Consider the following 22343-nt stretch of genomic DNA (forward strand, 5'->3'; position numbering starts at 1 on the left):
TGGCTCGAAATTGCACCGCGCCGAGCCCTCTCACCCCCCTAATTCGGATTCTTGCCCAGCCTCGTCGGGCAAATCACATCCACATTTCCGGCCATCCCGCCTCGATGAAGAGGGACGTTTCGCGATCGTCACGAGCGTCGAGTCGGGGAGGCGATGGGCGCGTTGCTCTGCAGCCGGGTGTAAAAGCCCGCGCCGACGAACAGAGTGATGCGACGGCGAAGTGGTGTGGTCCTGGCATCGCGGTGCTGATGCCAAGCCGGCGGTGATGATGATCCGCCGGCGACGGGGGCAAGACAGCCGATCCCCGGGGAGAGCGCCTATAACCCGTTCAAACCGTCGCGCAGGGAAGGCTGGATATTGGGCTGAACCTGTGGTTCTGCCGCGTGCTTTTTGTTGCACGCGGACCGCGGGTATCAGTCGATACCCGGTCTTCCCTGCGCCTCTTCTTCTCAAGGAGAGGTTCACTCAGACAAAACTTGGGCGGAGATCGCCGCGAGATCGCGAAGCCATGCCTGCTGTTTGAAGCGTGGAGAAAGGTTGCCGCACGATGTCGTTGCACAGGGCATCAGAACTTCGCCGATGTACTGGTCGATGTTCGCTTAGAAGGCCGTTCATTTCGCCCACTGTCATTCCGGGTTCAATCGCCAACGCGCCGCCGCTTCGCGGCTTTGCACTGGCGATTGCCCCGGAATGACGGCGAGGACCGCGGCGGATCTGCTCCTTGTGACGGAGTACGAGCAGAGTCAGTCAGGAGTGCAGTGCCGGCTCCGCATGATGGCAGGCGACGTGATGTCCGGCTGCGGCGGCGCGCAGCGCCGGGTCCTGCGTCCGGCAGATCTCGGTCGCGATCGGACAGCGCGGCTGGAAGCGGCAGCCGCCACCGACACTGCGCGGATCGGGCAGGTCGCCCGGCAGCGGCGCGGCGTAGCGGCGGCGCGTCGGGTCGGGCACCGCGTCGATCAGCGCCTTGGTGTAGGGATGCAGCGGCCGGTGCCAGATCTGCGCATGGCTGCCGCTCTCGACGATGCGGCCGAGATACATCACCAGCACGCGGTCGGAGAGATAGCGGACGACGGACAGGTCGTGCGAGATGAAGAGCAGCGACAGATTGAGGCTTTGCTTCAGCTCGGCGAGCAGATTGAGGATCTGCGCCTGCACCGAGAGATCGAGCGCCGACACCGGCTCGTCGCAGACGATGAGGTCCGGTCCCAGGATCAGCGCGCGGGCGATGCCGATGCGCTGGCGCTGGCCGCCGGAGAATTCGTGCGGATAGCGGCCGGCGCTGTCCGGCGGCAGGCCGACGCGCGCCAGGATGTCGTCGACGCGGCGCTGCCGCTCGGCGCGCGGTGTGATACCGTGGACTGCGAGCGGCGCACTCAGGATCTCGCCGATGGTCTGGCGCGGATTGAGCGAGGCGAACGGATCCTGGAACACCATCTGCAGCCGCTTGCGCCGGCTGCGCAGCGCCCGTTCCGGCAGCGATGTGAGGTCCTCGCCGTCGAACAGGATGCGGCCGCCCGACGGCTCGACCAGCCGCAGGATCGTCTTGCCCAAGGTGGACTTGCCGCAGCCGGATTCGCCGACCAGGCCGATGGTCTCGCCGCGCGCGATCTCGAGCGACACGCCGTCGACGGCATGCACGGCGCTGCGGCCGGACGTGTAGGTGGTGGTGAGGTCAGAGACGGACAGCAGCGTCATGAAGCGATGGTCCTGTTGCAATCGGCGGCGTCACGGCATGGCAGGCGACGCTGCGGCCGAAGCCGGCCAGTTGCTGATCCGGGAAGGCAGTGCGGCAGACGTCGCGGCGCGACGGGCAGCGCGGCACGAACGGGCAGCCTTTTTCCAGCACCGCGGAGCTGATGCTGCCGGGAATTTCCGACAGCCGGCTGTTGCGATAATGCAGGTCGTCGTGCAGGCGCGGCGAGGCTGCGAGCAGCCCTTGGGTGTAGGGATGCAAGGGATCGTTGAACAGCGGCTCGGGCCGTGCCTCCTCGACCTTGCGTCCCGCATACATCACGACGACGCGGTCTGCCCATTGGCCGACGACGCCGAGATCATGGGTGATCAGCAGCAGCGCCAGCGACAATTCGCGCCTGAGACGGTCGAGCAGCTCCAGCACCTGCGCCTGGATGGTGACGTCGAGCGCGGTGGTCGGCTCGTCCGCGATCAGGAGCTTTGGCCGGCAGGCCACTGCGATCGCGATCATCACGCGCTGGCGCATACCGCCGGAGAGCCGGTGCGGATAGTCGTCGAGGCAGCGGTCGGGAATGCGGACGAGATCGAGCAGGTCGCGCGCCTCGCGCCGCGCCTGGGCGCGCGTCAGCCCGCGATGCAGCCGCAGTACCTCGACGATCTGGCGCCCGATCGTGAGCACCGGATTGAGCGAGGTCATCGGTTCCTGGAAGATCATCGCGATGTCGCGGCCGCGGCGCTCGCGCATCGCGGGCTCCGGCACGGTGACGAGATCCTCGCCGGCGAAGCGGATCGATCCGTCAGTGATACGCGCCGTCTTCGGCAACAGCCGCATCAAGGCGAGCGCGGTCAGCGACTTGCCCGAGCCGGATTCGCCGACGATCGCGAGCGTCTCCGCCTCGGCGATCTGGAAGCTGAGGTCCTTGACCGGCGTCGCGTTGGGAAAGCGGATTGTCAGCCCTTCGGTGTCCAGCAGGGGCGCCATGGTCAGCGCTTCACGCTGGTGCGCGGATTGAGCACGTCGGTCAGGCCATCGCCGATCAGGTTCAGCGACAGCACGGTCAGGACGATCACCACGCCGGGCAGGGCGGTCAGATACCAGGCGGTGCGGATCAGCTCGCGCCCGGAGCCGATCATGCTGCCCCAGCTGACGACGTTGGGATCGCCGAGACCGAGGAACGACAGCGCGGCCTCCATCAGGATCGCGGTCGCGACCATGACGGACGCCGTGACGATGATCGCCGGCAGGGCGTTCGGCAGGATCTCGCGGATCACGATGCGGCCATGGCCGAAGCCGAGGCTGCGCGCGGCCATCACGAAATCCTTCTCGCGCAGCACGCGGAATTCGGCCCGCACGAGACGCGCGATGGTCGGCCAGGTGACGAGACCGATCGCCCAGGTCACGGTCAGGATCGACGGCTGCGCGATCGCGACCAGCACGACCAGCAGGATGAAGCTCGGCACGGTCTGGAACAGCTCGATCACGCGGACCAGCACATCGTCGGTCCAGCCGCCGCGATACCCTGCGGTGGCGCCGACCAGGATCCCGACGCTGACGCCGATCGAGGTGGCGACGACGCCGATCAGCAGTGACACCCGCGCGCCATGGAACAGGCCGGCGGCGACGTCGCGGCCGAGCGAGTCGGTGCCGAACGGAAACGCCGTGGTCTGGCCGGGCCACAGCAGCGGCCGCGCCACCATCGACAGGGGATCGCCGGGATACAGCCAGGGCGCCAGCGCTGCGGCAATGATGATCAGCGACAGCAGCGCGCCGCCCGCTGCCACCGACGGATTGCGCACCAGACGGAGCACGGTCAGGCGGCGAACATTGTGGCTGGTCGCACTGATCACATGGGTGTCGGCGGCGTGCAGGTTGGGCCAGGACAACGGACTGACTTCGGCCGAGATGGCAATCGGCGACGTGTCGGCTTCCGGCTGAAGAAGGGTCGTGCGCGTGTTGATCTGGAGCATCAGTGGGTCTCGATACGCGGGTCAAGCCAGGCCTGCACGAGATCGACCGTCACATTGGCGATGATCACGAGCAGGGACGAGAGCAGGAGAATGCCGAGCAACACGCTGAAATCGCGGCTCATGACCGCCTCGAAGGCGAGGCGGCCGAGCCCGGGCCAGCTGTAGACCGTCTCGACGACGACGGCGCCGCCGAGCAGACCGCCGAGATGCATGCCGGCCACCGTCGTCACCGGCAGCAGCGCGTTGCGCAGCACGTGGCCGAAGGTGATCGCGAACGGCGACAGGCCCTTGGCAGCGGCGGTGCGGACATAGTCCTGGGTCTGCGCATCGAGCATCGCCGCGCGCGTCAGCCGCGAATAGATCGCGATGTAGAACAGCGCGAGCGACAGCGCCGGCAGCACCATGTAGCGTGCCTTGTCGATCACGAGCGCGATGCCGCTGATATTGGTGCCGATGGTGCTGGAGCCGCCGCTCGGCAGCCAGCCGAGCTTGACCGAGAACAGGAGGATCAGCATCAAGCCGATCCAGAAGCCGGGGATCGAATAGAACAGCGTGATCCCGACCGAGATCAGCCGATCCGGCCAGCGCCCGGCGTAGGTCGCCATGACGGTGCCGAGCGCGATGCCGCCGGCGAGCGCGAGCGTGAGCGCGGTCAGCATCAGGATGACGGTGCCAGGCAGCCGCTGCGCGATGATGTCGGAGACCGGCAGATTGTAGCGCGGCGAGAAGCCGAGGCTGAAATGGGCGAGATTGTCGAGATAGGCGATCAGTTGGACCAGCACGGGCTGATCCAGCCCGAACCGGGCGCGCAGCGCTGCGACCGTCTCCATGGTCGCGGATCCCGACTCGCCGGCGAGCACGTCGGCGGCGTCGCCCGGCGCCAGCTGCAGCAGCAGGAAGTTGAGGATGACGATGCCGATGACGGTCGGCACCGCCTGCAACGTCGTCCGCCGCAGCACCTTGGTAAGACGGGTCACGTTCGACATGTCGTCCCCCGGACAATCTCGTGCATTCGCATTATTTCGTTCACCCCCACGCCAGCGCTTGAGTGTCGAGAGTGAATGACGCTCCATCTGATTTTTGAGCACGACGCGATCCGCTTGAGGCGCCGATAGGTGGTGATCGGTCCGAGAAGGGCTACGATATCGCGGTGCTCAACGATCATCACTTCATGTCATCTGACAGTCGGTTGCACGAGTAATCCATCGAACATCTGCCAAATCAATCCACTTTGGAGCTTAGATCGATAATGAAAAGATTACGGCTGTAAAAACTGGCTACAGCGAACGTGTTCACGCGTGCGCTTCACCAACAAAAAAAGCAAATTCTCTGAAGCCCGTGCGTATCATGGCGCATCTGACGTTCCAGTTGCCAGGCGATGCGCGGCGCAAAGAGCCTGAATGGCAGCTCCGCCGATCTCTGTGATCAATTCCTCAACCTGAACTGACCATTTCAACCTCGTCTCGGAGACTCCGGATGGCTCGCCGCAAAGACAAGCTTTCGCTCGGTGCATTTCTTCTGTTCACGGGCCATCACGTCGCGGCGTGGCGCTCCAAGGATGCCTCCGACAGCCAGACGCTGCAGGACTTCGTGCAATTCGCCAGGCTTGCCGAGGACGCCAAGTTCGACGCGGTGTTCTTGGCCGATCAGGTCGGCGTCAAGATCGACCGGCTCAATGCTGCGAGCCGCAAGGCGCATACTGGCGTGTATCCGTTCGAGCCGCTGACCCTGCTGTCGGCGCTGTCGTCGGTGACGTCGCGGATCGGTCTCGTGGCGACGGTGTCGACCAGCTACAACGAGCCGTTCAACGTGGCCCGGCAGTTCGCCTCGCTCGACCGGCTGAGCGGTGGGCGGGCTGGGTGGAATCTCGTGACCTCGACGGATGCCTCGGCCGCGCTGAACTTCAATCATGACGGCCTCATCCCGCATGCGGATCGCTATGCGCGCGCCGAGGAGTTCGCCGATGTCGTCGACGGGCTCTGGGACAGCTGGGACGACGACGCCTTCCTGCGCGACCGCGCCGACGGCGTCTATTTCGACGCAGCCAAGCTGCATGTTCTCGATCACCGCGGTCGGCATTTCAAGGTGAGGGGACCGCTCAACATTCCGCCGTCGCCGCAGGGCCGGCCGGTCGTCGTACAGGCCGGGTCGAGCGAGCCCGGCAAGGCGCTGGCGGCGCGGACGGCGGAAGCGATCTTCACCGCGCAGCAGACGCTCGCCGATGCCGTCGCGTTCTATGCCGACGTCAAGGGCCGGCTGGCCAAGTTCGGCCGCGAGCCCGACGACCTCAAGATTCTGCCGGGCGTGTTTCCGGTGGTCGGCGAGACCGAGAGCGAAGCCGAGGAAAAGTTCGACTATCTGCAATCGCTGATCTCGCCCGAGGTCGGCCTCGACCTGCTCGCGACCTTCCTCGGCACGACGGAGATCTTGAACGCCGATCCCAACGGGCCGGTGCCGGCCTTGAAGGAGACCGAGGGCGGCAAGAGCCGGCAGGCCCTGCTGGTCGACCTCGCGCGCCGCGAGGGCCTGTCGCTGCGCGACCTCTATCTGCGCATCGCTGGCGCCCGGGGGCATTGGCAGGTGGTGGGCACGCCGAGCCAGATCGCCGATCAGCTCGAGGAGCGCTTCGAGAATTACGGCGCCGACGGTTTCAACATCATGGCGCCGACCCTGCCGACGGGCCTCGAAGACTTCATTCGCTTGGTCGTGCCGGAGCTGCGCCGTCGTGGCCTGTTCCGCGAGGAGTATGAAGGCCGCACCCTGCGCGATCATCTCGGCCTGCGCCGGCCCCAGCGTCAGGTGCGTGCGGCTGTTGCGGCGGAGTAGCGGCTGGACAGATAGATCGGCCTCACGAAGGCTCGCAACTCATCATAGCATACCATGACGTGCTCGCGAAATGCGGGCCGCTGTGACAGTCGCTCGTAATAGGCATGGATGGAGGGATGAGGGCGGCGTTCGATGCCGATATCGAAATAGCAAAACAGGATGTGTCCGAACTGGATATCTGCCAGCGTGATCACATCGCCGCACAGGAAATCGCTCCGCGCCAGCCGGGCCTCTGCGATATCGAGCGCACGCGACAGATCTCCGATCGCGCGGCGCACCACAGGCCAGTCGATGTCTGATGGCGCGGTCCGTACTGTAGCGCCGAAGACCGGTCCGGTGAACGCGAGGGCGATGTTGAGTCTAGCCCACTCGGCCCACATGTCGATCTTGGCGCGATCTGCCGGGACGGCCGGCCAGAATGACGGGCTGCCGTACCGGGCGGCGAGATAGCGCAGGACCGCTCCCGTTTCCCAGATCGGCCGATCGTCCTCGTCGACCAGCACGGGGATCGTGCCATTGGGATTCATGGTCAGGAATTCCGGCGTGTCGGTTCCGCCGTAGCGATGGCCGACGTCATGTCGCCGATATGTGAGCCCGAGCTCGCCGATGCACCACATCAGCGCCTGGACACTCGAAGAGGTCTTCCGTCCCCAAACGGTGAGCATGAAAGGTGCCCCTGCAGCGCGCGGCGGTCCAGTCTCGCCCGAGTGCCCATCCTGCACCCAACCAGACGGCAGCTCAACGCATCAATCGTCACTGGATCGCTCTGCTTCTGAGAAGAGTCGAGAATGCGCTGGAATTTTTCACGTTGAGTATCCGCTTCGATCGCTCTCTTTAGGTGCGAACGGGCTGCAGAGAAAGAAGCACACCACGCTCTTCGTGCGCGAGAAACGATCCTTCCCTGGTCGCGGCCAACTTTGGTTGCGCGTTTCATTGTCAGCGCAGGCTTTCGTCTCCACTATCAGCGTCGTTCAATGCGATCTGTTGGAGACCAAGCGACATGAAACGTACGCTGCTTTCGATCCTCGCCGGACTTGTGCTGTTTGCTGTACCGGCGTTTGCCGATCAGAAGATCAAGGTTGGAATCTCCGGCGGCGATGCCGAGATTCTCTGGGCGAAGGTGAAGGAGATCGCAGCCAAGGACGGGCTCGACGTGTCCGTCGTCGTCTTCAACGACTATCTGCTGCCGAATGCGGCGCTCGACTCAGGCGATCTCGACGCCAATGCGTTCCAGCATCGGCCGTTCCTCGACAACCAGATCAAGACGCGCGGCTACAAGATCGTGCCGGTCGGCACTACGATCATCGCACCGATCGGGCTGTACTCGAAAAAGGTGAAATCGGTCGACGAGATTAAGCAGGGCGCTGCGATCGGGATTCCGAACGATCCCTCGAATGGCGGCCGGGCGCTGCTGCTGTTGCAGGCCGAGAGGCTGATCAAGGTCAAGGAGGGCGCCGGCCTGCTGCCGACTGTGCTCGACGTGGTCGACAATCCGCGCAAGCTGCAGTTCCGCGAGATCGATGCCGCGCAGCTGCCGCGCAGTCTCGGCGATCTCGATGCCGCGGTGGTCAACACCAACTACGCGGTGCCGGCCGGTCTCATTCCGGGCAAGGATTCGATCGCGATCGAATCGCCTGCCGAAAATCCCTACAGCAACTTCATTGCGGTGCGCGAGCGCGACAAGGATGCACCGTGGGTGCCGACGCTGGTCCGCGCCTTCCAGAACGACACCATCCGCCAGCTGATCAAGGACCGGCTGCCGGGACAGATTCCGGCGTTCTGATCGCGCGTCGAAAGAAACGGTTGGGTCGGCCGCAGTCGATGTCGGGGAGGTGCGCATGGCGAGACAGCTTCATCTGAATCTCAACTTTCTCAACGCCGGCACGTTCGGCGCCGCCTGGCGCTGGCCGGCGTCCGATCCCACAGGCTTCTTCGACATCGACTATTGGGTCCGCACTGCGAAGCTCGCCGAGCGCGCGACGTTCGATGCGGTGTTCCTGGCGGATTTTCCGTCGCTGTCGGACAGTCCTGAATTCCGATCGTTCCAGTCGCTCGAGCCGAGCATCGTGCTCACCGCCATCGCCGCGGCGACCACGCATGTCGGGCTGATCGGCACCGCATCCTCGTCCTATAACGAGCCATATAACATCGCCCGCCGCTGGGCGTCGCTCGATCATATCAGCCGCGGCCGCGCCGGCCTCAACGTCGTGACCACGGCTGATCCGGCCGCGGGACGCAATTTCGGTGCGGATGTGCGTCCGGCGCACGACGCGCGGTACGAAAGAGGTGCCGAGTTCACCGAGGTGGTCGGGGCACTCTGGGACAGCTGGGACGATGACGCCGTGCTGGGCGACAAGGCGGCCGGGCGGCTCACCGATCCATCGCGGGTCCACGCGATCAATCATCGCGGCAAGCACTTTTCCGTCGCGGGACCGCTCAACGTGCCGCGCTCACCGCAGGGGCGGCCAATCGTGGTGCAGGCCGGCGGCTCCGACGCCGGGCGCGACCTTGCGGCGCGCTATGCGGACGCCGTCTTCTCCGTGGCGCTCACCCTCGATGAGGCCGAGGAGTATAGCAACGATCTGCGCGCGCGGACGGTCGCGCATGGCCGGCGCGCCTCCGATATCCTGATCTTCCCGGGGCTCGTCACCGTGATCGGCGGCACCGAGGCCGAGGCGAGGCAGCGCGAGCAGGAGCTGTGGGAGCTGTTGCCATTCGAATATGGTCTGCGGCGGCTTGCCGGCACGCTCGGCGTTCCCCCTGAGAGTCTCGAACTCGACAAGCCGTTGCCACCCTTGCCGTTGGCGGCCGACGGCATCCAGACCTTCTTCAAGGGCGCTGTCGCGACGGCCCAGCGCGGCAATCTGACCGTGCGCCAGCTGATCCGCGCGCAGGGCGGCGGCACCAGCCATCGCATCGTGGTCGGCACGCCCGAGCAGATTGCCGACGGCATCGCGGACTGGTTCGCCACGGGCTTCGTCGACGGGTTCAACGTCATGCCGGACGTGATCGCCTCCGGCTTCGATGCGTTTGCGGAGCAGGTGGTGCCGCTGCTGCGGCGCAAGGGCATCTTCCGCGAGCACTATGAGGGCGCGACGCTGCGCGACCATCTCGGGCTTGCTCGCCCCGTGCGTCGTGCCGCACCGGGCGAGACGCGCTTCGGCTCGCCGACCAATGTCGCGGCGCTGCGGCCGTAATCTCAGTCGTGGAAGGTCTGGAGACATTGCGATGAACGCACCACTCGTATCGATCGCGCCGTCGCGCTTTCCGAGCATCGATGTCGATGCCCTTGCGGCCTGCCTGCATGAGAATGCCGAGCTGGCGCTCGTCGATGTCCGGGAGGAGGGGGGGATTGCCGGAGACGGCCATATCATCTTCTCGGTCCCGCTGCCGCTGAGCCGGCTCGAGCTCCGCGCCGGCAGCCTGCTCAAGCGACGAGCGGTGCCGATCGTCGTGACCGATAGCGGGCCGGGCGACCTCGCCGCGCGTGCGGCCGCGAAGCTCGCGGAGCTGGGCTTCGTGGACGTGTCGCTGCTGAGTGGCGGTGTAGCCGCCTGGGCCGCCTCGGGCCGCGAGGTCTATACCGGCTCCGGCGCCTATTCGAAGGCCTTCGGCGAATTCGTCGAGCACGCCTACGGTACGCCGCACATTTCGGCTGAGGAGTTCAAGGGGCGTGTCGATGCCGGCGAGCGCATCGTCGTGCTCGACGGCCGTACGCTGCAGGAGTTCGAGAATTTCTCGGTGCCCGGGGCCCATGCGGTGCCCAATGCCGAGCTGCCGCTGCGCGCCCACGATCTGATCACATCGCCTGATGATCTCGTGGTCGTCAATTGCGCCGGCCGGACGCGGTCGATCATCGGCGCGCAGGCGCTGATCAATGCCGGCCTGCCCAATAAGGTGGTGGCGCTCGAGAACGGCACGATGGCCTGGCTGGCCAACGGCTGGAGCCTCGAGCACGGCCGGCAGGCGGAGCTCCAGCCGCCCAGCAATGCCGCATTGGCGCAGGCGAAGGCCGCGGTCGCGCAGCTGTCACACCGCTTCGCGCTGTCGTGGATCGACGAGGCGGCGCTGGATCGCTTCCGCAGCGAAGCTGAGCAGCGTTCGCTCTACGTCTACGATGTCCGCAGCAAGGCCGAGTTCGAGGCCGGCCATCTGCCTGACGCGCATTGGGCCGAGGGCGGCCAACTGGTCCAGGGCGTCGACCGCTGGGTCGGTGCGCGCAACGCCCGCATCGTCGTCGTCGACGACGAGGTGGGCGTGCGCGCCGCGATCACCGCGAGCTGGCTGGTGCAGCTCGGCTGGGGCGAGGTGCACGCGCTGGCGGTGTGGCAGACCGGTGAGGGACGGTTGGCCGGGCCGGATCGTCCGCCCTTGCTGCGCGCGCCGCCTTCGGTGGAAACGATCGCGCCTGCCGCGCTGAAGCACGAGCTCGACGCGGGCGCGGTCACCGTGATCGATCTCGACACCAGCCTCGCCTATGCGTCCGGCCACATTCCCGGCGCAAGATTCGCCGTCCGCGCCAGGCTCGATGTTTCGCGCGACATCGAGGGTGGTTCTGCAATCGTGCTGACGTCCGCCGATGGCATCCTCGCAGCCTTTGCCGCCGCGGAGCTTGCGCCGCGGACCGGACGATCCGTTCGTGTGCTGGCTGGCGGCACGCAGGCGTGGCGCGCGGCAGGCCTTCCGCTGGAGACGGGCGAGACCGCACTCATCCATGACGCCGACGACGTCTGGCGTTCCCCTTATCAGAAGTCCGGCGACAGGCTTGCCGCCTTCAAGGCCTATCTCGATTGGGAGATCGGCCTGCTGGCGCAAATCGAGCGTGATCCCGATCTGTCGTTCAAGGTCTTTCCATGAGTCTGGCGGGATCGCCCATGGCCGCCGTCGACGTCGCTGGCCACGAGCCGCGTGACGCTGCGGCGCGTGTGCATCTCGTCGATCTCGGCGCCGGTGATCCCGCGGTCGGCCGGCACGCGTGGATTGCGAGCGGCCGCGGAGCGCTCCGGGCGCTGGTGCCGGTCACGCTGTTGGCGGTGTGGCAGGCGGTGTCCGGCTTCGGCCTGGTCGAACCCACCGTCCTGCCGTCGCCGCTGACCGTGCTCGAAGCATTCGCTGAGCTGATCACGACGGGTGAGCTGCAGGCGGCCATTCCGGCCTCGCTCCGCCGCGCGCTCGGCGGGCTGGCGCTGGGGGCTGGCACCGGTCTGGCGCTCGGCTTGTTCGCCGGACTCTGGCGGCTCGGCGAGGAGCTGTTCGATGCACCGCTGCAGATGCTGCGCACGATCCCGTTCATCGCGATGATTCCGCTCTTCATCATCTGGTTCGGCATCGGCGAGACCGCCAAGATCGCGCTGATCTATGGCGCGACGATCTTCCCCGTCTACCTCAACACCTATGCCGGCGTGCGCGGCGTCGATCCCAAGCTGATCGAGGCCGGCAAGGTGTTCGGCCTCGATCCGCGGCAGATCGCGCTGCGGGTAATCCTGCCGACCGCGTTGCCGTCGATCCTGGTCGGCATCCGTTTCTCCGCCGGTGTGTCGCTGCTGGCGCTGGTCGCCGCCGAGCAGATCAATGCCCGCTCCGGCATCGGCTACATCCTCAACAATGCCAACCAGAACCAGCGCACCGACGTGATCATCGCCGGCATCATCGTCTATGCGCTGCTCGGCATCGTGATCGATCTCGTGATGCGCTGGGTCGAACGCGTAGCGCTGCCATGGAGGGCCTCGCTTGTCTTTGCATGATCTGGCCAGCGTACGCTCGATCTCACCGGTCGCGTTCGAGACCGGGCAGGGCGCCGTCGACAACGACTTCGGTCCCGAGACCGTGCGGCTGCGCGGCGTTCGGCGCAGCTTCACCGGCCGCGCCGTGCTCGACGGTATCGATCTTTCGGTGCGCAAGGGCGAGTTCGTTGCCCTGCTGGGGCCGTCCGGCACCGGCAAGACGACACTGCTGCGCATCCTTGCCGCGCTGGACCGCGCCGATGCGGGCGAGGTCGCGGTGGCAGCCTCGCGCTCCGTGGTGTTTCAGGAGCCGCGGCTGGTGCCGGCGTTGAAGGTCTGGCGCAACGTCGTCCTCGGTCATCCGCGCAATGCCGCGACCCGCACGCTTGCGGCGACCGCGCTCGCCGAGGTCGGTCTGGCAAGCCATGCCGATGCCTGGCCGCGCACGCTTTCCGGCGGCGAGGCGCAGCGCGTCGCGCTCGCACGGGCGCTGGTGCAGGAGCCAGACCTGCTGCTGCTCGACGAGCCGTTCGCCGCGCTCGATGCGCTGACCCGGATTCGCATGCAGGGCCTGGTGCATGAGCTGGTGCGGCGGCATTCCCCGGGCGTGGTGCTGGTGACACACGATATCGACGAAGCGCTCGCTCTCGCCGATCGGGTCGTGGTCCTGAATGGCGGCCGGGTGCGCCTCGATGAACACATCGGCGCGCCGCGGCCGCGGGCGCGGACCGATCGCCATATCGAACTGCTGCGCCAGCGACTGCTGGCCGAACTTGGTGTCGCGACCGACGCGGCGCCGATCTGACAGGCTTCATGAGGATGATGATGAAAACAGCTCTCTCGACAGGTCTCCGCACATCGCTGGTTGCGGCGGCTGTGCTGGCGATCGGCTTCGCGACCGCAGCCTTTGCTGAAGGCGCCAAGCCGGTGCTACTGGTCGGCTTCCAGGATCAGACGTTGCCGGAGACGGTCGCCGCGTCGAAAGTGCTCGAAGGCGCGCCCTACGAGGTGCAATGGGTCACCCTGACCGGCCCGGCGGCGCAGCTCTCCGCGCTGTATTCGAAGGCGATCGATATCGGGCACATGGGCGACACGTCGCTGATCATCGAGCAGGGCAAGGCCAAGGAGGAATGGACCGCGGCCAACGTCCCGCTACAGATCGTGGCCGGCTGGCGCACCGCCGACAAGAAATACCCGCCGATCGTCACCGTGGCGCGGGCCGGCTCCGGCGTCGAGACGCTGGCCGATGCGAAGGGGCATTCCTGGTCGCATAATTTCGGCGGCTATAACTATCTGCAATATGTGCTGTCGCTGGTGAAGGCCAGACTGACCGAGAAGGACATCGAGGCGGTCCGCCTGCAGGACACCACCACGAGCGCTGCCGCCTTCAACTCGGGCAAGGTCGACATCTTCTCCGGCTCGACGCTGGGCGTGATCGATGCGATCGAGGCCGGCAAGGCGAAGATTCTCGTCAACAGCGACGAGCTCGACATTCCCGCCCTCAACGTCTTCACCGCCCGCGGCGACGTGCTGCGTGATCCGGCGAAGAAGGCGCAGATTGCGGACTTCCTGACCCGGCTCAAGGCCTACTGGGCCTGGTATCCGGATCACAAGGCAGAGATCGAAGCCATCTTCGTCGAGAAGCTGAAGCAGACGCCGCAGCGCGCGAAATTCGTCGCGGCTTTTCAGCAATCCTCGTTCGTGGCGTTCGACGATGCGCTTGTCGCGCGCGAGCAGCGTATCGCCGAGGTATTGCTGACGTCCGGCGTCATTCCGAAGGCCATCAATGTTGCCGTGGAGTTCAATCGCGACTTCAACGCGGCCGCGGTGGCGCAGCGCTGAGCCCGACAGAGGAGAACGAGCATGACGCAGATCGAACTCGGCTGGGGCAGTGTCCCCAGCGCGCGCTACGAGCAACTGGCCGAGCCGTTCCGGCCGCTGTTCCAGAAGATCCGGGCGAGCGCCGTGGAGCGGGATCTCGAGCGGAAGCTTCCCTATGACGAGATCAAGGCGTTAAGGGCGGCGGGCTTCACCGCGGTCCGTGTGCCCACGGAGTTCGGCGGCGGCGGTGCGACCTTGCCGGAGCTGTTCAACCTGCTGATCGAGCTGTCCGAGGGCGACTCCAACGTCACCAACGCGGTGCGCGCGCATTTCGGTTTCACCGAGGATGTCCTGAACTCGCGCAATTCGCAGCGCCGCGCGCTGTGGCTCGGCCGCCTCGCCGAAAAGACGTACTTCGGCAACGGTCATACCGAGATCGGCGATGCCAGCCTGAGCGCCTTCTCGACCGTGATCTCGAAGAAGAATAGACGCGATGTCCTCAACGGCCGCAAATACTACACGACGGGCACGCTGTTCGCCGACTGGATCAATGTCGCCGCGCAGCTCGAGAACGGCGATCCGGTTGGCGTCGTCGTGTCGCGCCACGGTGGCGGCGTCGAGGTGCTGGACGACTGGAACGGGTTCGGCCAGGCAACCACCGCGAGCGGCACTGCGATCTTCACCGATGCGCCGATCGAGCCGGACCAGATCGTTCCGGTCAGCGAGCGCTTCAAATACTCCAATCCGTTCTACCAGCTGGTGCATCTCGCGACCTTGGCCGGCATCGGCCGCGCCGCGGCCGGCGACGTCGCCCGCCTGGTCCGCGAGCGTAAGCGCGTCTTCAGCCACGGCAATGCGCCGACTGTCTCGGCAGATCCGCAGATCCTGCAGATCGTCGGGCGCGTTCGCGGCAATGCCTATGCCGCAGGTCTGATCGTGCTCAAGGTCGCCGAGGCCTTGCAGCGCGCCTATGAGGCGCATCTGACCGGGGACGACGAGCGTGCCGCCAGCGCCATCGCAATTGCGGAGATCGAGCTCGACCAGTCGGTCACCGTCGTCTCCGACCTGGTGCTGCAGGCGACCACCATCCTGTTCGACGCGCTCGGCGCCTCCTCGGCCGCGAAGCCGCTCGCGCTCGACCGCTACTGGCGCAACGCGCGGACCATCATCTCGCACAATCCGCGGGTCTATCGCGACCGCATCGTCGGCGACTTCGCCGTCAACGGCACGCCGCCGCCCGGCCAGTACCGGATCGGCACAGCGGGGGTAGGGACCGCCTGCAATGGTCTCATCTCCCCGGTGCGAGCCTCATCGCCTATGCGCCGACGAGATGGAGTTCACATGCCCGGACAATCTCGGCGTCCGTCCCGGAGAAGGTCGAAGTGAGGAACATTCTCCTTCGATCCTTATCGGCGACTGCTTCATTCCATTTCAGCTTGCCAAATTGCCAGCAAACTTCGCGTTTCCTCGCATAAGTTGCGGGAAAATTCTTCGTTAGCAGCCGTCCGGCATAGCTCGGAACGATGCGGCTCACCAGTTCAGGAGATTGATCATGTCGGATGGTCTGCGAACCCCGGCTGGACCTTCAACGCGGAGCGGACGGAATACGTCTTCAAGCTGCGCAAAGGCGTGACGTTCTCCGACGGCGCGCCGCTCGATGCCGCAGCCGTGGCCGTTCTATCGCATGGCGGGCGACGTCGATTACATGCTGCGCGTGGTCGTTGCTGACATGCAGAGCTATGATCTGTTCTACAAGAAGCTCATCGGCTCCGTCGCATTGAAGAATGTGACGTCGCGGTTTGCGATGGAAAAGATCAAGTCCGTGACGGCGTTGCCCGTTCCGCCCGTCGAAACGACGTAGCGACCGATCGTGACAGCGATCGGAGGTGAGAGCGGCTCGTCGAGCTGATCCCCGGTCACTCCGCCGCGTCGGTCCTTTCCGGCGTGAGCTGCTGCAGGAGAGCAGGATCGCGATGGCGCGCGCCAGGATGCGTTGCATGCAGGAGAGGCCCGCGGCCGGGAAACAGCTTCTCCCGCAATGTCCCGTCGCGATAGGCGGTCTTGTAGACACCGCGCGACTGCAGCTCCGGCACCACCAGGTCGACGAAGGCTTCGAGGGATTCCGGCGCCACCAGGCGGAACAGGTTGAAGCCGTCGACGTCGGTCTCGTCGGCCCAGGCGATCAGCTCGTCGGCGACGTCCTGCGGCGAGCCGACGACGAAGGGTGAGCGGGCACCGGCGCGGCTCAAGGCGGCGAGATCGCCGGTGCGGACCGGCCGTTCGCTGCGCACGGTAAAATTCTCGACCATCGACTGGATGGCGTTGCTTTCGACATATCGGATCGGGTCGTCCGGATTGTAGGTCGAGAAATCGATGCCCGCCCAGCCTGAGAGCAGCGCAAGCTGTCCGGCCTGGTCGACATGCGCGGCGTAGTCCGCGAGCAGGTCGTTGGCCTCGGCCTGCGTCGGCGCCACGATGACGGTCGCGCCGGCGAACAGGCGGATGTCGTAGGGATCGCGGCCTGCGTCTTTCGCCGCCTCCCGGATCTCGCGCACCGCGCGCGCCAGCACCGGCCGGGTCTGACCGTTCAGGAAAATGGCCTCGGCATGGCGGGCGGCGAAGACGCGGCCGCGCTTCGACGTGCCCGCTTGGTAGAGCAGGGGCGTGCGCTGCGGCGAGGGCTCGGCGAGATGAATGCCGTCGACCTTGAAATGGGCGGCTTGATGCTGGACCCGATGCACCTTGGACGGATCGGTGAACAGGCCTGTGGCGCGATCACGATGAACCGCGCCGGGCTGCCAGCTGCCCTCCCAGAGCTTGTAGACCGCGGCAAGGAAATCCTCGGCCGCATCGTAGCGGTCGTCATGGGCGTGATTTTTCGGCAAGCCCATGCCGCGCGCGCCGCTGTCGAGATAGCCGGTGACGATGTTCCAGCCGATCCGGCCGCTGCTCAGATGATCGAGCGTCGAGAAGCGCCGTGCGAACTGATAGGGGTGCTCATAGGTGAGGTTGGCGGTGATGCCGAAGCCGAGATGCCGGGTGACGAGCGCCATCGCCGAGACCAGCAAGGTCGGCTCGGCATTGGGCAACTGGATCGCTTGCGCCAAGGCGGTGTCAGCGCTGTTGCCGTACACGTCGTAGACGCCGAACACATCGGCGAGGAAAATGCCGTCCAACAGGCCGCGTTCGGCCGTCCTGGCATAGTCGACCCAGTAGTCGAGCGTGTTGTAGTTGATGGACTGATCGCGCGGGTGTGACCACAGCCCGCCCCAATTGTGGCTCGGGGCCATCATGTTGAAGGCGTTGATCCTGAGCTCGCGCGGTCTGGTCATCGTTCGACTTTCGAGAATCGTGATCGGAACTGAATCGTCCAGCGGATAGCGCTGGCGATCGGATTCGACGATAGCAGCTCGGCCGGAGCACGTTGTTTTCATTTGAGTAGCACGGCGGATCAATCGTTCTGTCGCGACATGTCGGAGCGATATCGTTTCACTGCCGTCTGTGACGATTCTAACGAGTCTTCCGGGCAGTTGCGCTGCCTCGCGCGCAACACGGCGCACCGGTCATCCTCCGGAGCAACTCTGAGCTGGACAACAAACGCGTGCTTCGGCGGCGTGAACGGGAAAGAAACGAACCCCACGAGGCACGGCCACAGGACGTGCATCGTTTTTTCTCGCGGGCGCTCGACAGCGGCGGCGCCGCTGCACATCATTCTCAGCTCGATAGTGATGGACTATGAAAACAAGGATTGGATGTTGATGAAGATGCTGTTGCGCGTGATGCTCGTCATGGGCTTGGTGTCGGGCCTCTCCGTCGGTAGTCGCGCCGACGAGCCGTTGAAGATCTCGACCAGCGCCGGTCCGATCGGCCAGCTGGTCGGGTTTGCCGCCAAGCTTGCCAAGGAGAAGGGGCAGGACGTCAAGGTAGTCGAGCTGTCGGACTGGGTCGCGATCAACGAGGTCGTGAATTCGGGCGACGTCGACGCCAATCTGTTTCAGCACGCCACCTATCTCGGACTGCAGAACAAGCAGCGCGGATACAATCTGGTCCAGGTCGACAAGGTCGGCGTGATCGCGCCGGTCGGGCTGTTTTCCAGGAAGATCAAGAAGCTCGATGAGGTGAAGGACGGCGATTCCGTCGCCATTCCCAATGAGCCGCTCAATGGCGCGCGCGGGCTGATCCTGCTGGAGCGCGCCGGTCTGATCAAGCTGACGCCCGGCAAGGGCTTCTCGGTCTCCAAGTTCGACATCATCGAGAACCCAAAGAACCTGAAGATCGTCGAGCTCGATCCGGCGCAGACCTACCGCTCGCTCGATGACGTCACGCTGGGGCTGGTGAACATCACCTATCTGATCCCGGCTGGCGGCGATCCGAAATCGGCGCTGATCATCGACCGGACCATCGACGACGGCCTGGTGCTGCGCTTCACCGCGCGGGCCGACAAGAAGGACAATCCGAAGCTGAAGGCCTTCATCGAGGTCTTCAAGTCGCCCGAGGTCAAGCAGTTCATCGAGGAGAAGCTGCCGGCCTTCATCCCGGCCGGCTTCGACACCAAGGCGTCGTGATCCCAGCGGCTCGGCATCGAGTGGGAACTTGTCGGTTCTCTCCGTGGGAGACGAAGCCATCCCTCTCGATGCCTTGCCGAGGCACGCCAGATCAGCAGAAGGACAGGAGACATGATGTCGACGCGCAGGCAATTCTCGATCGGGCTTTTGGCGGCGCTGAGTCTCGGACTGCTCGGCCAGGCCGCGGCCGCCGCCGAGCCGCTGACGGTGCGGATCGGCTTCGCCTCGGTCGGCGCCGACAACCGGCAGTTCTCCGGCGGCTCGTCCGCTGCGATTGCTCATTCCGAGCGCTATCTCGAGCGGGAGCTGCGTGATCTGCCGGACGTCAAGGTCGAATGGTCGTTCTTCAAGGGCGCGGGTCCCGCGGTCAACGAGGCCTTCGCCAACGATCAGCTCGATTTCGCTCTGCAGGGCGATCTGCCCCAGGTCATCGGCCGCGCCAACGGGCTGAAGACGAAGATCCTGCTGGCCGCCGGCGCGCATGCTCCGATCTACCTCGCTGTCCCCAAGGACTCGCCGATCCGCAAGGTCGCCGATCTCAAGGGCCGAAAGGTGTCGATCTTCCGCGGCACCAACAACCATCTCGCCGCGGTGAAGGTGCTGGCGGGCTACGGCCTGCAGGAGAAGGACGTCCAGGTCATCAACATGGACACGGCGACGACGAACGCCGCCCTGACGTCGCGCGACATCGATGCGGCCTTCGGCAACTTCCCGCTCGCGAGCCTCGCCGAGAAGAACATCGCCGAGATCATCTACACGACCAAGGGCGACAACCCGGCCTATGAGCGGCACTCGAGCTTGATCGGGCAGGAGGCGTTTATTGCGGCCCATCCCGACGTGACGCAGAAGATCGTCTCGGCGATCGTGCGCGCGGCGCGCTGGTCGTCGGACGAGGCCAATCGCGAGGCGTTCTTCGAGATCTCGGCGCGCTCTGGTTTCCCGGCGTCGGGCTATCGGTTCGACTTCAAGGATCAGGAGCTGAAATACCGCAACACGCCGATCATCGACGCCTCGATCATCGAGAGCTATCGTGTTCAGGCGAAGCAGGCCAAGGAGTTCGGCCTGCTCCGCCGCAGCGTCGAGATCGACGGCTGGTTCGACCGCAGCTTCCTCGACAAGGCGCTGAAGGAGCAGGGACTGGCCGGCTACTGGCAGGAATTCGGGGCCGACGGCAAGCCGGTGGCGGCGGGTCAATGAGCCTCGCGGTTGAGCGGGCAGATCGCGCTGAGACGCCGGCCGCAACCGCCCGCGGCCGGCTGGAGGTGCGCGGCGTCTCGAAGAGCTTCACCGTCAATGGCGCGCCGATCGCGGCCCTCGACGACGTCTCACTGACCGTCACGCCAGGCGAGTTCGTGGCGCTCCTTGGCCCCAGCGGCTGCGGCAAGTCCACCTTGCTGCGCCTGGTCGCCGGGCTCGATCGCGACTACAAGGGCAGCATCGTGCAGGGTGGCGAACCCGTCACCGGCACGAGCCTGGAACGCGGCATCGTGTTCCAGGAACCGCGGCTGTTTCCCTGGGCCACGGTCCGCCAGAACATCGCGCTCGGTCTGAAGAATGCGCCAATCAGCGAGGCTGACAAGCGCGAGGCGGTCGCAGCGCATATCGCGCTGGTCGGCCTCGACGGCTTTGCCGACGCCTATCCGCATCAGCTGTCGGGCGGGATGGCGCAGCGCGCAGCGATCGCGCGCGGTCTGGTCAACCGGCCGCGGCTGCTGCTGCTCGACGAGCCGTTCGGCGCGCTCGACGCGCTGACGCGGGCCCGGCTGCAGACCGAGCTGCAGCGCATCTGGGCGCATGAGAAGATCACCATGATCCTGGTGACCCACGACGTCGACGAAGCCGTGTTTCTCGGCGACCGCGTCGTCGTCCTCGCCCCGCGCCCCGGCCGCATCTCGCGCATCTTCGATGTCGCGGCGGCCCGGCCACGCGCGCGCAGCGACGACGACCTGGTCCGGCTCCGCAACGAGGTGCTGCGCACGCTCGAGCATGACGGCGCAACTGATCCCAGGGCGAGCCAAGGCAGCCGGAGCGATGCATGAGCGATGCGGTTCTCGAGACTGATCTGAGCCCAAGTTTGAGCTCAAGGCGCGCGCTCGGCGCGCGTGTGTGGCGCGAATGGCCGGCCCATGCGCTGGTCTCGGTTCTGGTCGTGCGCGCAAAGGCCGCGGCGTGGCTGCTGATTTTCCCGGCCGTCGCGCTCCCGGTCTGGATCATCGGCAGCGAGCGCGGCTGGCTGGCCGAGCAGATCCTGCCGCGGCCGGCCGACGTGCTGCATGCCTTCAACGAGATGCTCGCGAGCGGCGAGCTGGCGCAGCATGCCGGCATCAGCCTGCTGCGTGTGCTCCTGAGCTTTGCGGTCGGTGCCGGGGCGGGGCTGGTGCTCGGCGCGGCGATGGGACTGTCGCGGCGGGTCGACGATCACGTCCGCCCGCTGTTCACCGCGATCGCGCAGGTGCCTGCACTCGCATGGATCCCGCTGGCGATGCTGCTGCTCGGCATCGGCGAGACGTTGAAGATCGTGGTCATCGCCAAGGCGGCGTTCGTGCCGGTCGCGATGAACACCAGCGCCGGGATCGCCAATGCGCCGCGCGCGCTGGTCGAGGTCGGCGAGACCTTCGGGTTCTCGCCGCTGCAGATGCTGCGCCATGTCGTGCTGCCCGGCGCGGTGCCGCCGATCTTCACCGGCCTGCGCTACGGGCTGACGCATGCCTGGATCGCGCTGGTCAGCGTCGAACTGCTCGCCTCGTCGGAAGGGCTCGGCTATCTCCTGGTCTGGGGCCGGCAGATGTTCTGGCTCGACACGGTGCTGGTGGCGATGATCGTGATCGGCGTGATCGGCTTCGCTAGCGACAAGCTGCTGGCGAGCGTCGAGGCGCGGCTGCAGCGGTGGCGCACCGATGGCGTCTGAGAACATCGCGGCGTCATCGGCCACGACCGTCTTGCGGCGCGGGCTCGTGCTGCCGCTGCTGCTGCTCGTCGCCTGGGAGGTCGGCAGCCATTCCGGCTTCGTCAATCCGCAATTCCTGCCGCCGCTTGAAAAGGTGGCTCGGGTCGCCTGGCAGGAAGTCGCGAGCGGCGAGCTGCCGTACGCGCTGGCGGCGAGCCTCAGGCGTGATCTGCTCGGCTTAGCGCTCGGCGCCGGCCTCGGCATCCTGGTCGGCCTGCTGCTCGGCCTCTCCAGCATCGCCGACCGCATCTTCACGACCTGGTTCAACGGCCTCAAGCAGATCGCGCTGTTGGCCTGGATTCCGCTGATCTCGCTCTGGTTCGGCTTCGACGAGGCCGCCAAGATCGTATTCATCGCGCTGGCCGCCTCCATTCCCGTCATCCTCAACACCGTCGAGGGTGTCCGCTCCACCTCGGTCAAGCTCAGGGAGGTCGGCGAGGTCTTCCGGTTCAGCCGGCTACAGCTGGTGTGGTCGCTGTATCTGCCGGCGGCGACGCCATCGGTGCTGACGGGACTGCATCTCGGCCTGATCTATGCGTGGCTGGCGACCATCGGCGCCGAGTATTTCATGGCCGCCGGGCCCGGCATCGGCGGCCTGATCATTTCAGGGCGCGAGCGCTTCGAAATGGCGCTGGTGATGCTCGGTATCGTCGTCGTCGGCCTGGTCGGCTTCATCGTGGATCGCAGCGCCAGCGCGATCGAGCATTGGCTGGTGCGGTGGCGGAATGTCTGAGCAAGGGTGGAAGATCCAGCTCAGGATCGCGACAACCTGAGTGAAGGCGTGTGTTGTTCTAACTC

Annotated in this window: 19 protein-coding genes and 2 pseudogenes; 15 read left to right on the forward strand and 6 right to left on the reverse strand. The window is 65.8% G+C overall.

The window, feature by feature from the left end:
- Positions 1-747: 747 nt before the first annotated feature.
- The 4 genes from QX051_RS20340 to QX051_RS20355 are packed head-to-tail and all read right to left on the reverse strand — an operon-like array spanning position 748 to position 4649.
- Positions 748-1698 carry an oligopeptide/dipeptide ABC transporter ATP-binding protein gene (locus QX051_RS20340; protein ID WP_315777350.1) on the reverse strand — a complete coding sequence of 317 codons (951 nt, stop codon included), beginning with the start codon at positions 1696-1698 and terminating at the stop codon, positions 748-750.
- Positions 1676-2677 (reverse strand): ABC transporter ATP-binding protein, encoded by a 1002-nt coding sequence (locus QX051_RS20345; protein WP_315777351.1) that lies wholly within the window; start codon positions 2675-2677, stop codon positions 1676-1678. The genes QX051_RS20340 and QX051_RS20345 overlap by 23 nt, the downstream gene beginning before the upstream one ends.
- A 2-nt stretch (positions 2678-2679) precedes the next feature.
- Positions 2680-3663 (reverse strand): ABC transporter permease, encoded by a 984-nt coding sequence (locus tag QX051_RS20350; protein WP_315777352.1) that lies wholly within the window; start codon positions 3661-3663, stop codon positions 2680-2682.
- A complete protein-coding gene (locus QX051_RS20355) occupies positions 3663-4649 on the reverse strand; it encodes an ABC transporter permease (RefSeq protein WP_315777353.1) in 987 nt (328 codons plus the stop codon). Before QX051_RS20355 ends, QX051_RS20350 begins: the two co-directional genes overlap by 1 nt.
- Positions 4650-5139: 490 nt before the next feature.
- Here QX051_RS20355 and QX051_RS20360 point away from each other — a divergent pair, with 490 nt between their 5' ends.
- Positions 5140-6489 carry an LLM class flavin-dependent oxidoreductase gene (locus tag QX051_RS20360; RefSeq protein WP_315777354.1) on the forward strand — a complete coding sequence of 450 codons (1350 nt, stop codon included), beginning with the start codon at positions 5140-5142 and terminating at the stop codon, positions 6487-6489.
- Here QX051_RS20360 and QX051_RS20365 read toward each other — a convergent pair.
- Positions 6459-7154, reverse strand: a complete 696-nt coding sequence (locus tag QX051_RS20365; RefSeq protein ID WP_315777355.1) for a glutathione S-transferase family protein — start codon at positions 7152-7154, stop codon at positions 6459-6461. The two genes, QX051_RS20360 and QX051_RS20365, sit on opposite strands and share 31 nt — an antisense overlap.
- A gap of 335 nt (positions 7155-7489) precedes the next feature.
- Between QX051_RS20365 and QX051_RS20370 the strand changes: the two genes are divergently transcribed.
- The 9 genes and pseudogenes from QX051_RS20370 to QX051_RS20405 all read left to right on the forward strand — a co-directional run.
- Positions 7490-8272 carry a MetQ/NlpA family ABC transporter substrate-binding protein gene (locus QX051_RS20370; RefSeq protein ID WP_315777356.1) on the forward strand — a complete coding sequence of 261 codons (783 nt, stop codon included), beginning with the start codon at positions 7490-7492 and terminating at the stop codon, positions 8270-8272.
- Between the two features lie 55 nt (positions 8273-8327).
- A complete protein-coding gene (locus QX051_RS20375) occupies positions 8328-9686 on the forward strand; it encodes an LLM class flavin-dependent oxidoreductase (protein WP_315777357.1) in 1359 nt (452 codons plus the stop codon).
- 31 nt (positions 9687-9717) lie between these two features.
- Complete coding sequence (locus QX051_RS20380; protein WP_315777358.1) at positions 9718-11346, forward strand: rhodanese-like domain-containing protein; 1629 nt, start codon at positions 9718-9720, stop codon at positions 11344-11346.
- A gap of 17 nt (positions 11347-11363) precedes the next feature.
- Complete coding sequence (locus tag QX051_RS20385) at positions 11364-12233, forward strand: ABC transporter permease (RefSeq protein ID WP_315777359.1); 870 nt, start codon at positions 11364-11366, stop codon at positions 12231-12233.
- 82 nt (positions 12234-12315) lie between these two features.
- Positions 12316-13017 (forward strand): ABC transporter ATP-binding protein, encoded by a 702-nt coding sequence (locus QX051_RS20390; protein ID WP_315777507.1) that lies wholly within the window; start codon positions 12316-12318, stop codon positions 13015-13017.
- Positions 13018-13037: 20 nt separating this feature from the next.
- A complete protein-coding gene (locus QX051_RS20395) occupies positions 13038-14054 on the forward strand; it encodes a hypothetical protein (protein ID WP_315777360.1) in 1017 nt (338 codons plus the stop codon).
- Between the two features lie 21 nt (positions 14055-14075).
- On the forward strand, positions 14076-15419 hold the full coding sequence (locus QX051_RS20400) for an acyl-CoA dehydrogenase family protein (RefSeq protein ID WP_315777361.1): 1344 nt from the start codon (positions 14076-14078) through the stop codon (positions 15417-15419).
- Positions 15420-15608: 189 nt separating this feature from the next.
- A pseudogene (locus QX051_RS29495) lies at positions 15609-15707 on the forward strand (ABC transporter substrate-binding protein); the annotation flags it as partial.
- Positions 15688-15894, forward strand: a pseudogene (locus QX051_RS20405) (Lrp/AsnC ligand binding domain-containing protein); the annotation flags it as partial. The pseudogenes QX051_RS29495 and QX051_RS20405, both read left to right, overlap by 20 nt.
- A 55-nt stretch (positions 15895-15949) precedes the next feature.
- On the opposite strand, the gene QX051_RS20410 reads toward QX051_RS20405, so the two are convergent.
- Positions 15950-17365, reverse strand: a complete 1416-nt coding sequence (locus QX051_RS20410) for an LLM class flavin-dependent oxidoreductase (protein ID WP_315777362.1) — start codon at positions 17363-17365, stop codon at positions 15950-15952.
- A gap of 426 nt (positions 17366-17791) precedes the next feature.
- Between QX051_RS20410 and QX051_RS20415 the strand changes: the two genes are divergently transcribed.
- From QX051_RS20415 to QX051_RS20435, 5 genes are all read left to right on the forward strand, one after another.
- Complete coding sequence (locus QX051_RS20415) at positions 17792-18598, forward strand: MetQ/NlpA family ABC transporter substrate-binding protein (RefSeq protein ID WP_315777363.1); 807 nt, start codon at positions 17792-17794, stop codon at positions 18596-18598.
- A 114-nt stretch (positions 18599-18712) separates the two neighbouring features.
- Positions 18713-19795, forward strand: a complete 1083-nt coding sequence (locus QX051_RS20420; RefSeq protein ID WP_315777364.1) for an ABC transporter substrate-binding protein — start codon at positions 18713-18715, stop codon at positions 19793-19795.
- Complete coding sequence (locus QX051_RS20425; RefSeq protein WP_315777365.1) at positions 19792-20637, forward strand: ABC transporter ATP-binding protein; 846 nt, start codon at positions 19792-19794, stop codon at positions 20635-20637. Before QX051_RS20420 ends, QX051_RS20425 begins: the two co-directional genes overlap by 4 nt.
- Positions 20634-21506 carry an ABC transporter permease gene (locus QX051_RS20430; RefSeq protein WP_315777366.1) on the forward strand — a complete coding sequence of 291 codons (873 nt, stop codon included), beginning with the start codon at positions 20634-20636 and terminating at the stop codon, positions 21504-21506. The genes QX051_RS20425 and QX051_RS20430 overlap by 4 nt, the downstream gene beginning before the upstream one ends.
- Positions 21496-22278 carry an ABC transporter permease gene (locus QX051_RS20435; protein ID WP_315777367.1) on the forward strand — a complete coding sequence of 261 codons (783 nt, stop codon included), beginning with the start codon at positions 21496-21498 and terminating at the stop codon, positions 22276-22278. Before QX051_RS20430 ends, QX051_RS20435 begins: the two co-directional genes overlap by 11 nt.
- The last annotated feature ends 65 nt before the right edge of the window (positions 22279-22343 follow it).

This window comes from Bradyrhizobium sp. SZCCHNR1053 (genome assembly GCF_032381235.1).
Lineage (GTDB): Bacteria > Pseudomonadota > Alphaproteobacteria > Rhizobiales > Xanthobacteraceae > Bradyrhizobium.